Origin of the sequence: Bacillus sp. OTU2372, from assembly GCF_038440275.1 — a bacterium.
Taxonomy (GTDB): Bacteria; Bacillota; Bacilli; order Bacillales; family Cytobacillaceae; genus Neobacillus; species Neobacillus bataviensis_B.
Window position 1 is genome coordinate 36372 of the sequence record NZ_JASATK010000005.1, and the last position, 11759, is coordinate 48130.

7 protein-coding genes are annotated in these 11759 nt (G+C 39.0%); 6 read left to right on the forward strand and 1 reads right to left on the reverse strand.

Annotation, left to right across the window (positions count from 1 at the left end):
- Positions 1-143: 143 nt before the first annotated feature.
- The gene (gene secA, locus AAHB15_RS10945; RefSeq protein ID WP_335571998.1) at positions 144-2654 is read right to left on the reverse strand and encodes a preprotein translocase subunit SecA; all 2511 of its coding nucleotides are present in this window, start codon (positions 2652-2654) and stop codon (positions 144-146) included.
- A 522-nt stretch (positions 2655-3176) separates the two neighbouring features.
- Between secA and AAHB15_RS10950 the strand changes: the two genes are divergently transcribed.
- From AAHB15_RS10950 to AAHB15_RS10975, 6 genes are all read left to right on the forward strand, one after another.
- Complete coding sequence (locus AAHB15_RS10950) at positions 3177-4589, forward strand: cytochrome c3 family protein (RefSeq protein ID WP_342042379.1); 1413 nt, start codon at positions 3177-3179, stop codon at positions 4587-4589.
- Positions 4590-4615: 26 nt separating this feature from the next.
- Positions 4616-5779 (forward strand): cytochrome c3 family protein, encoded by a 1164-nt coding sequence (locus tag AAHB15_RS10955; RefSeq protein ID WP_335572000.1) that lies wholly within the window; start codon positions 4616-4618, stop codon positions 5777-5779.
- Between the two features lie 34 nt (positions 5780-5813).
- Positions 5814-6521, forward strand: coding sequence for a tetratricopeptide repeat protein (locus AAHB15_RS10960; protein WP_342042380.1), 708 nt, complete (start codon positions 5814-5816; stop codon positions 6519-6521).
- A gap of 20 nt (positions 6522-6541) precedes the next feature.
- Positions 6542-7507, forward strand: a complete 966-nt coding sequence (locus AAHB15_RS10965; RefSeq protein WP_342042381.1) for a 6-bladed beta-propeller — start codon at positions 6542-6544, stop codon at positions 7505-7507.
- A 432-nt stretch (positions 7508-7939) separates the two neighbouring features.
- Entirely contained in the window at positions 7940-9340 is a 1401-nt protein-coding gene (locus AAHB15_RS10970; RefSeq protein ID WP_342042382.1) for a cytochrome c3 family protein, read from the forward strand.
- Between the two features lie 306 nt (positions 9341-9646).
- On the forward strand, positions 9647-11623 hold the full coding sequence (locus tag AAHB15_RS10975) for a cytochrome c3 family protein (RefSeq protein WP_342042383.1): 1977 nt from the start codon (positions 9647-9649) through the stop codon (positions 11621-11623).
- The last annotated feature ends 136 nt before the right edge of the window (positions 11624-11759 follow it).

Consider the following 11759-nt stretch of genomic DNA (forward strand, 5'->3'; position numbering starts at 1 on the left):
AATCTTTGAGGAGTGTCCAGCTGCAGCGCCTAGGGGCTCGGGATCATAAGCCAATCCGTCAAGAAGGCTCGTCTGTAGCCTTGCGCTCCTAGGAAAAAAATGAACTACTTTTTTTCCTGTTCAAGGCGCTTCCGCTTTTCTTATTATTTCCCCGCACCACAGCAGTTCTTGTACTTCTTACCGCTGCCGCAGATACATGGAGCATTACGTCCGACATCAAGCTGCTTCACTTTTGGCTTCTGCTTCACAGGTTCGCCGTCTTCCTTCGGATTCACCGCTTGACCTTTAGCAACCTCTTGACGCTCAAGGTTATTGCGAATTTCTGCCTTCATAATATACATCGCTGTTTCATCTTCAATCGATTGAATCATTGCTTCAAACATCGCGAAACCTTCATGCTGGTATTCACGAAGCGGATCAATTTGTCCGTATGCACGCAAATGAATTCCTTGACGAAGCTGATCCATCGCATCAATATGGTCTGTCCACTTAGAGTCAACCGCTCTTAGGGTGACAACCTTCTCAAATTCACGCATTTGTTCAGGGAAGAGAATCTGTTCTTTTTCCTCATAACGCTCCCTGACTTTTGCAAAAATTGTTTCAACCATCTCTTCCGGCTCTTTGCCTTTTAGGTCATCTAGCGTCATATCACCTTCATGAAGAAGTGTGGCCTGCACATATTCGATAATCGCTTGAAGATCCCAGTCTTCCTCATCCTCATGGCGAGGGGCATGGACCTCCACATTACGCTGTATCGAATTGAGAATCATCTTCTGAACGATCTCGCGCAGGTCTTCAGATTCTAATACTTCATCACGCTGTGAGTAAATAATCTCACGCTGCTGACGAAGAACATCGTCATATTGTAAAAGCTGTTTACGGGCATCGAAGTTGTTCCCCTCAACCCGTTTTTGTGCAGATTCAACAGCACGGGAGACCATTTTACTTTGAATTGGCTGGGTATCATCCATACCAAGTCTTTGCATCATGGCTTTCATATTGTCAGAGCCAAAGCGGCGCATCAATTCGTCTTCCATTGATAAGTAGAACTGGGTAATACCAGGGTCCCCTTGACGCCCAGAACGTCCACGGAGCTGGTTATCAATCCGCCGGCTTTCGTGACGCTCGGTACCAATTACAGCAAGACCGCCTAGTTCGATGACACCTTCACCAAGCTTAATATCCGTACCACGGCCGGCCATGTTGGTTGCAATCGTAACCGCACCTTTATGACCTGCTTCAGCGATGATTTCCGCTTCACGTTCATGGTTTTTCGCATTCAAGACATTATGTGGAATCCGTTTCTTGGATAAATAGTTGGAAATCAATTCTGATGTTTCAATTGCCACTGTACCAACCAAGACAGGTTGTCCTTTTTGATGGCGTTCTGAAATATCCTCGACAACTGCACGGAATTTGCCGTCCATAGTAGCGTAAATTAAATCGGCACGGTCATCACGGGCGATTGGCCGGTTCGTTGGGATCACAATAACATTCATATTATAGATGTTACGGAATTCTTCTTCTTCCGTTTTCGCTGTACCGGTCATCCCAGCTAATTTTTCATACATACGGAAGTAGTTTTGGAACGTAATTGTTGCCATTGTCATGCTTTCATTTTGAACTTCAAGGCCCTCTTTTGCTTCAATCGCCTGATGCAGGCCTTCGCTATAACGGCGCCCTTTCATCAAACGGCCAGTAAATTGGTCAACGATGACAATTTCGCCGTCTTGCACGACATAGTCGACATCAAGGTGCATGCTGACATTCGCTTTTAATGCCTGATTAATATGATGGTTTAAGGTAACATGCGCCATATCAAAGAGGTTTTCAATACCAAATGCTTTTTCCGATTTACTAATCCCTTCTTCTGTGAGCATAACGCCCTTCGTTTTCTCATCATAAGTGTAATCCACATCTTTTGTCAGTGTCCTTACAAACGCATTGGCTTGGATATAGAGGACAGCTGATTTTTGCGCTGAACCTGAGATAATCAAAGGTGTACGGGCTTCGTCAATTAAAATGGAGTCAACTTCGTCAATGACCGCATAAAAAAGCGGGCGCTGAACCTTTTGCTCTTTATAAAGGACCATATTGTCACGAAGATAGTCAAAGCCAAATTCGTTGTTGGTTCCATAGGTAATATCAGCAGCATAGGCAGCCTGCTTTTCTTCACTATCCATACTGTTAAGGTTCAAGCCAACAGTAAGCCCTAAAAATTCGTATAACTGACCCATTTCCGTGGCGTCACGGCTAGCCAAGTATTCGTTGACGGTAACAACGTGAACACCCTTGCCAGAAATGGCATTTAAGTAAACCGGCATTGTCGCTGTTAAGGTTTTACCTTCACCAGTCTTCATCTCGGAAATGTTACCTTCATGTAGAGAAATACCACCCATTAACTGAACGTGGTATGGATATAAGCCAAGTACACGGCGGGCGCCTTCACGGACAACCGCAAATGCTTCTACAAGCAAATCATCAAGTGTTTCGCCTTTTTGATAGCGCACTTTAAATTCTTCTGTTTTTTCGCGAAGCTGATCATCTGTTAATCTTTCTGTTTCGGTTGCAAGCTCGTCAATCTTGGCAGCCAGCTTGTCTAACCGCTTTAGTTCGCGTTTGTTCAAATCAAATACTTTATTTAAAATCCCCATACCTGATGAACGCTCCTTTATCTGAGACTAATTCACAAAAAAAATTCATGTCAAAATGTTCGATAATTTTCCTTTTCATCTTACCATTTACTCATTACAGTGACAACAATGTTAAAAACAGTGTAAAAATGGTGATTCTACTATTATATATTATCTGTCATCGAACTACTAATAAAGCAGTGCCAAGGATTCGATTTTCTGTCAATTATGACAGACTGATGGCTTTTAGCTGAAAGGAAAAGGAAGGATACCTAATGATGAATAAATTACGCATAAATTTTATTATTAATGTATAAAAATACATAGTTTTATCAATTAACACCACAACGTTAGTATTAATTAAACCCCACAATAACAACATTTTTATGTTGTTTTTAGGTGTAAATGCAACCTTGGAAAGTGTGAAAAAATATTCACAAATTGTACATTGGAATATACTCTTGCAATGATAGATACTACCTTTAGAGAGGTTAATATGGAAAATAAATAGATAAAAAGTCCGAAATGGGAAGGGTGAGTTATGTGGCCATTTGGGGGAAAAAGAAAAATAGAGAAACAGATCCCGAATCTAGAGAAAAAAGAAAAAAGACGGGCCCAATACGAAAACTTTGGCAAAAGTTCAGGGCCATTGACTGGAAGAACCCAGTTAATAGATGGAAGTTATTATTCGTTTCACTAGTTGGTTGTATAGTTATTTTCGGTGGAGGATATGGGGTGCTTTCCTTTACCAATTCACCGTCATTCTGTTCAAGCTGCCATGAAATGCAGCCGGAATATACATCTTATACAGCTAGTGCCCACAACCAGATTTCCTGTGTTCAATGTCACATTAAACCAGGTACGGTTAATATGCTGACACACAAAATGAAGTCTTTGAAAGAAGTTTACTATCACGTAACAGGAGTACCAACACAAATTGTTCAAACTGAAGAAGAAGCAGTTTCAAGTCAGAACTGTTTACAATGTCACTCTAAAAACCGTCTGGTTACCGCCTCAGGAGACTTAAAGGTTAATCACAAAGGCCATATTGAGGAGGGCATCCCTTGTATTACCTGTCACTCTGGTGTCGTTCACGCGAAAATGGCCTCTCGAGGAATCAATACAGAAGATGTTCGCGGTGATTGGACACAGGCAAGTGCCGAAAAGTTAATGGAAGAAAAATACTTGAGACCTAACATGGGTACCTGTATTAATTGTCATGACCAAGTAAATAACGGTGTTAAACCTTGGAAGGAAGCTTCATACAACGTACCGGCAAACCCTGAAGAGGTAGAGAAGAAACTTGAGGAAAACAAAAATGCATCATCAGGTGAAGCGACAACTGCAACAGCTGCTACTGAAACTGAAAAATCAGAAACAGCCAGCAATGAAAAAGATGCAGCTACATTAGCGGAGCACGATCAAAAAACACAAGACATCATCCTTCAGGCCATTGGTAAGCAGCAAAATGACGTTAAGCTGTCTATGGCCTGCCAAACTTGTCATAAAAAGGTCAAGGTGCCGAAGAGCCACAAAGTGGAAGGCTGGAATGGAAATCATGGAAAGACAGCGATTCAACAAGTAGATAAGTGTGTGAACTGTCACCAAGATTCTAAGTGGGTAAGAGAAATTCCGAAAGAAGATATTATTTCACTACTGAAAATGAAAGAGACGAAAACAAAATACGTGCCAAACTTAAATGTGGTTAAAGAGCAAGCACGGATTAATAAGTTCTGCAGCGCCTGCCATTCTGACCGCCCATCTGGACACGGTGAAAGCAATCAATGGTTAACAGGACACGCTAAAAAGGCATTAACAGCAGAGCAAAAATCAGAATGCTTCGTTTGCCATGATAATCAAAAACCTGTCGCAGGTTCAACGACTCCAAAAGCAGCTACAGATGTTTATTGCCAATATTGTCATAGAACCGGCTTTAAGTCTGCAGTAAATAACTAATTAAATCACAAAGGAGGGTCGCTTTTATGGAAGAGGAGCACAATCAAGAGCTGCCGACCCCTCCAAAATTCAGGTATAAATTAATTAAAATTGCAACTTTAACACTGTTGTTCCTAGTCCTATTGTCCTTTGCAGGATTTTTCGGACTAGAAACAACCTCTAGCTCAAAGGTATGCTCATCCTGCCATGAGATGAAACCTGAGTATTATACGTGGAAAGCTTCCACACACAGCGAGGTTGAATGTACTAGTTGTCATACTGACGCAGTGTATAAGGACTTAGCGAAAGATAAGGCCCAAGAATTAGTGGCACAATTGAAAAAACAATCAACAGGCACTTCAGCTGCACCAATAAGAATGCCTAATGAAATACCAAATAGTGCATGTGAATCTTGTCATGACGTGCTAACTAGGGATGTAACACCTTCGGGGGATATTATTATTCCACATGAGAAACATGAAAATAAAGGTGTCGAATGTGTCCAATGTCATAGTGGAGTGGCCCACGGCAAAGTGGCTGATCGAAAAATGACCTACTCAACAGACCTTGACAAATGGGATAGCCAAGTCGGTACAGCAGCAATGTCTGATATTAAATTCATCAGGCCAGATATGGATACCTGTATTGAATGTCATAAGGCCCGTAAAGTAACAACAGAATGCAGCGCTTGTCATAAAACGGGAATGGTTCCAAAAAGTCATAAAAAGCAAGATTTTGCAACGAAGACACACGGCAAGCAGGCCGCTGCTAATTTACAAAAGTGTAATCAATGCCATAAGGATATGTCATCCGTTCCGCTTGAGGGATATGAGGATATACCTACAGTAACAAAGTATCTAAATAAGGATCAAGTTACAACCCTGAAAACAAAGAGCCAATACGACTATGCAAAGGAAAATACATTCTGTAAAGATTGCCATAGCAAACGTCCTGAAAGTCACACTAGTAGTTGGATGAAGGACCATGGCAATCAAGCATCAAAAGATAAACAGGAATGTTTGGCTTGTCATAATTACCAACAAGCAGGTGGTATAAGTTCCTCTATAGTTGCCTGCTCATCCTGTCACCCTGCCATGCACAAAGGATTTGATAAACAAAGACATCCTGTCCCGCTGGCTGAAAAACAAAGTGTTACGGAGTATTGTTATACCTGTCACGTCAAAAATAAATGCACCGCCTGCCATAAATAATAGATAGGAATTTTGCTAGATTAGGAGGGTTCGTATGGAAGCTCAAGAACAACCACTCAGTCAAGAACATGAGGCACGTACAAAACATGAACCTGAAAAGAAGAAAAAGAAGTCAAAAAATGAAAAATTTAAGTGGTGGCAAACACTTCTCCTGTTAACCCTGACATTAGTTATTTCAGTTGGTGCTGGCTACTATGTAAGCAGTAAGTACTTATGGTCCAGTTATGATAAGGATCAGCTTAAGCAGCAGTTAGAAAGTGCAAAAGATACTGTTGATCAGAAGCCTAATGATCCTAAATCCTATGTATCACTGGGTTATGCCTATTTCTTAAATGGTGATAACGACGAAGCAATTAAACAATATAAGATGGCAATAGATTTAGACAAAAATTATTTCGATGCCTATTTCAACCTTGGACTTGTTTATAACAAAGAAAATAGACTTAATGACTCTGTAAAGATGGCCCAACAGGCAACAGAAATATCGCCTAAAGACTATAAAGGATTTCTATTAAAAGGTATGTCTTATCGGAATCTTAAGATGTATAGCGATTCAATTGAGGCATTAAATGAAGCTAATAAACTAATGCCAGGAAATACTGACATTCTCTATGAAATTGGTCGTGTAGCTGAAGACCAAGGCGATAAAAAGAATGCTGAAGAAATCTACAAAGACGCATTAAATTACGACCCAATGTACAAACCAGCCTTAGAAGGTCTCAAAAGAATCGGAAAAAAATAGCTAACAAGAGGTGAAGACCAATGAAAAAGAAAACCGTATACATGTGGATGGGCGGGATTGTGATTCTAGTAATTGCAGCGTTTACTGCCATCTATTTCTTGAATATGGAATCAACTATAAAAAAAGCATCCAATGTGATTGATTCAAATTCACCTCCAACCTTTAGCCAGCTTATTTACGGTGACTTTGATAATGCATTGGATAAACCAATGGATGTAGCCAAAATTGGAGAATTTATCTATGTCTCCGATACCAATAATAAAAGGGTTCAAGTTTTTGATACTTCAGGAACACGAGTCTTCATGTTTGGTAAAGAAGGAGAAGGAAAAGGTGAGTTTAAATTTCCATATGGGATTGCTGGTGATAAAAAAGGCGAAGTCTACGTGGCAGATTTATATAACGGGAAAATCTCTATATTTGATTCAAAAGGTAAATTTATTAAATACTTTGATGATAAAGAAAAACTAATAAAGTCTCCTGCTGGAATTCGAATTTTTAATGAAAAATTATATGTAACTGATGTGCAACAAAACAAAGTATTTGTTTATAAACTATCAGGTGAAAAGCTTCAAGAAATTAGTACTGGTGCAACGAAAGACGACACATTTAAAGCTCCGAATGCTATTGCTTTAGATAAGAAAACAGATGAACTGTTTGTGTGTGATTCCGGAAATCAAAGAGTTTTAGCTTATGATAAAAAAGGAAAATATCTACGTACTATTAATGGTTCAAAAGACGGTAAAGGATCATCTGTGTTTGTTAATCCACGCGGAATTGGTGTTGATTCAAGAGGTGTCCTCTATGTGGTAAACAATTTATCCCATACGATTTATGGTTTTAATGAAAAAGGGGAGCAAGTATTTACTTTTGGTTCAATGGGAGACCAAAACGAACAGTTCTACCTTCCAAATGGTTTATATGTTGATGATAATGACCGGGTTTATATTACCGATACGTTAAATCAACGTGTGGCATTATACTATTAAACTATCCTTACTTTAAGGAGGTGGTGTCTAAAATTAGGGTAATGAGGTGATTTCATAGCATACATTAAAAAGAGAAAAAAAGAGAGATTCAACGGGAGGTTTTTTGGAATGAGTAAGATTAAATTAAGCTTTTCATTCCTGCTATCTTTACTATTAGTAGGGATGTTTAGCGCAGTAGTTTTTGCAGCGGGTAGTACTGTACCAGGTTACAATCCAGAAGTAACTCAAGAGGGTCAGACTATTAAAAGCGGATTAGTAACAGATGATAAAGGCAATGACAACAATTACAACTCAATTGAAAAAAGTAATGCCAATAAAACTGGTACTAATGTAGGTGGTACAACTAACCAATTCAGCAACGTTATCAAATCTGATGAAATGGTTAAGGATAATAATGGAACACACGGAACACAACGTACGCATGGTTCTTACATGAACAATACTAACTCTTGTGCAAGCTGTCACCAAACACACACAGGGGCATCAAAAAACTTATTGTTCAAAAATGGCGAATACGAAACTTGTACTGCATGTCATGATGGTACATTAGGCTTCTACAACGTATTTACTGGTTCTAATTCTGCCGGTACTTTCGGTGGCACTCATGATGGTAACATGTCTGTTCACTTAGCTAATGGTTCTGTTGAATTAAAGGCTGCTCCTGGGGGGAACCATGATGCAACTTCAGGAAACTGGACAGAAGAATTCACTTGTGCAAGCTGTCACTCACCGCACGGTTCTTACTCAGATCGATTATTGAATACTAACCCTAACGATATGGGTAACCTAACTGCAGCTAATGGTGGTAAAAGGGTAGAGGGAGTTTCAGTTGTTGACACTTTATCTGGCCAAACAGCTGATTATGTAGTTTTACGTACTACTTTAGCTCAAGATGCTTCTGCTACTTATCCAAATGCTACAGTTGGTCCTTTATATCTTGCTAAAGAATTAAAGGCAGGGGATGTTGTTCTTCATCTGTACCAAAAGAGTGGTACAAGTTATTTACCTACAAGTGATCCATGGCTACATGGCTATGAGTTTGATGAGAGTCATACAAAGCACTACTGGACAGCATTCCAAGATTCTCTATTGAATAAAGAACCAATTGACACTGACTTATTGAAAAAAGGTGAGGTACTTGGTAATGGCTTCGCTGCATTTAAAAATCCTACCGGAAGCTCTGTATCTATCAAAGTAGGAACTACAACAACTACCAAAACCATAAAAGAATGGGCCGGCCTTTTAGTTACTGGTAACATTTCTCGTGGTTATGTAGTTAAGTTAGACGTTTCTGCACCGAATGAAAACAATGTAACTACAACAAATGTAGCTTCTTTATGGGCTAGTAAAAATGCTGATGGAACAACTAATACAGCTTATGTAGCAAACAGAGGGGTTGCAATGTCAGGCTTTTGTGCTGCATGTCACACCGATTACCTTGCTTCGTCTGGTTCTTCAACTGGTACATTCGATCATGCATACCGTCACACTACAACATCTGATAGCTATACTTGTGTACGCTGTCACTATGCACACGGTACTGACGTAACAGTCATGAGAGATGCAAGAGGTAAAACTTTTGATGATATTAAAGCAGATACAACTAACTACTTCCCTTCAGTAACAGATCCAACTGCCCGTGAAGCAGTCGTAAAAGATTACCTGATGGACAAAAACCCATCATCTGCTTTAAAACGTTACACTAACATGGCTGTATGTTGGGGATGTCACACATCTTCTCACTCAGAGGGTACAAGAAATACCGACACTTACCAATACACCCCAACTCCTGGTGTAGATACAGATCGTAACGGTATTGAGTTTGACTATTAAAAAAAGCTACCAAATAGCCCCACTATTTGATAGCCCTGAATGGAATATTTAAGTAACGAAATAACAGCTCACTTCGGTGGGCTGTTATTTATTTTATTTAATCGCATGTTCATAATATTGTCAATTATTAGGTTCACAGTTTTGTCAATTTACTTTCACAGATCTGTTACCCAATTAAATTTCTAATAAAAGTATAATAATAATGTAGATAATAAGAAAAAGATACTTATTACCTTGCAATGTATTTATGCAGCGTAGAAATCAATAAACAGCTTTTATGTCATAGCAAAAGAGGAATGGCCTATCATGATCTCAAAGAAGTCTTTTACCTTTATTGTAATCATATTTTTTTTTCTATCCACTTATATACCCTCAATAGTTTCTGCGGAAGAACAGATATCACCTGGAGAGCCTACCCAGGTAGATATTATAGTAAATGATCCTCCTGCTACAGTGGAGCAAACTCCGTCAATTGTGGAACCCGCATTATTTGAAGAAACCACACCAGCAGCTGATACAATTAAACCGACATTATTAGTGAAAAATATAACATTACAAAGTGATAGACTACTTGTTACTGGGACGGTTTCAGACAACCAGCCAACGACTGAACCTTTAACTATAAACGTTATCTACCCTGATGGACATAAAGATCCATTAGTTCCAGACTCTGGGGGGAAATGGTCTTTTCAAACCTCCATTACTGCAAAACTCAATCATTACAAAATAGAAGCAATCGACTCATCAAATAACATCAAGGAAATCTTTGTTCAACGTCCCTACATCCAATCAATTACTATGAATGTTTTTAAATACCGTCAGAAGGTTTATGAAAGCCCTGAGCCCTATAAAGAAGAGGATGTAACTGCGAGTGTAAATATTTTAGAAAAAGACGTCATTACCAGAGTCTCGATAAATCAAACGATTATAATTGAACTTAGTGATACATTATCCAATGCTATAGATAACAGCAATAATCCTTTTATCATCTATGATAAGAATCAAAAAGAGGTTCCATTTGATGTCAACTTCACACCGCCTTCTAATAAAATTACTCTTACTAATCAAGTGGCGCTTAATCCGGGTGAAACCTATTATTTAAAGTTTAACCCGAGCTTAATAAGTCTTGATTATAATGATGGTACGAGAAAGCTAGTAGATAATTTGAATAACCCGTTCATTTCCATAACCAAGCAATTTACGACTGTAAGCAACGCAGCCAAAAACTTCGCGATTAATGGATACACCGTTCAAGAAATGACTAATTTACAACAGCTGCCACACGGGGCGTACAACAATAATGTCAATAACTGTGCGATTTGCCATAATACCCATGAGGGTGCAAATAGTAGTTTGGAAAGTAAAGATATTGCACAGGGTTATTGTATGGCCTGCCATGATGGGACAACAGGTCCTAAGATGGTAAACTTTGATTCTTCAATTAAATCTAAACATGAAACACAAAAGATTACTGAGCACGACACCAAGTCTGGATCGTGTACAGCTTGTCATAATCCTCATTTAACCTGGAGTGAAGACAACCCTAATTTATTAATTGATCATTATGTTTATGAACATAATGCAGAAGATAATTGGGAAGGGAATCTAGTTGGTAAAATCGACAGCAATGTTCAGATGTGTGAAGCCTGTCACGGCAGATTTACATATTCCTATAAGTCATTAGCCGAGGAGAGTGGTGGTTATAATGTCCTCCACTACCGGCAAGAAAATACTGCCATTGGGAATATAACAGAAACTGCAGAAGTGAAAAATGGGGTCACAAATAAAGTTTTACATGTAGATGATTATAACTTGTGTTTTACTTGCCATAATAGTGAAAAACAAACTAAAGATGGCACAAAAGATATTTTAACCTACTATAGTAATAGCAGCTCCCAGCATAAATTGACTGCGTTGGACGGGAGTAAACTAAATGGTTCGCTCCCATGCTCAGAATGCCATGATACGCACGCTTCTAAAAATATACTTTTATTGAAAGATAAACTAGGCCATGAAAATCAGCAGGTATTTTCTTTAACTAAAATAGAGGATTGGACGGATCAAAAGAAAAGAGAGTATTGTTTAACTTGTCACAACGGTAAAACAATCCTTTTCGGTGTAACAGGAAAAGCCATTTTTGATGAAACTGGACAATCAATGATTACTACAAGCGATTCAGTAAAGGCGGGCCATGCTAAGGATGGTACACAGGTTTGCTCAGAGTGTCATAGCCAAAGCAAGTCATTTACAGAAGCTGTGCATTCACCAATAACTACTCCATAGAAAAATCGAGAGGTTTCCGACCTCTCGATTTTTCTATATATGATAACCTAGGTATAAATAAAATGCCTCAACTATTGATAAAACGGAAAAGGTAGGCTTCTGTAGGAAAAAGCCTCCTAGTATTCCAAATGGATCT

Bases quoted from the DNA above. Each gene is read 5' to 3' on its own strand.
- secA (WP_335571998.1), bottom strand. From the start codon at position 2,654: ATGGGGATTTTAAATAAAGTATTTGATTTGAACAAACGCGAACTAAAG.
- AAHB15_RS10955 (WP_335572000.1), top strand. From the start codon at position 4,616: ATGGAAGAGGAGCACAATCAAGAGCTGCCGACCCCTCCAAAATTCAGG.
- AAHB15_RS10975 (WP_342042383.1), top strand. From the start codon at position 9,647: ATGATCTCAAAGAAGTCTTTTACCTTTATTGTAATCATATTTTTTTTT.
- AAHB15_RS10960 (WP_342042380.1), top strand. From the start codon at position 5,814: ATGGAAGCTCAAGAACAACCACTCAGTCAAGAACATGAGGCACGTACA.
- AAHB15_RS10965 (WP_342042381.1), top strand. From the start codon at position 6,542: ATGAAAAAGAAAACCGTATACATGTGGATGGGCGGGATTGTGATTCTA.
- AAHB15_RS10970 (WP_342042382.1), top strand. From the start codon at position 7,940: ATGAACAATACTAACTCTTGTGCAAGCTGTCACCAAACACACACAGGG.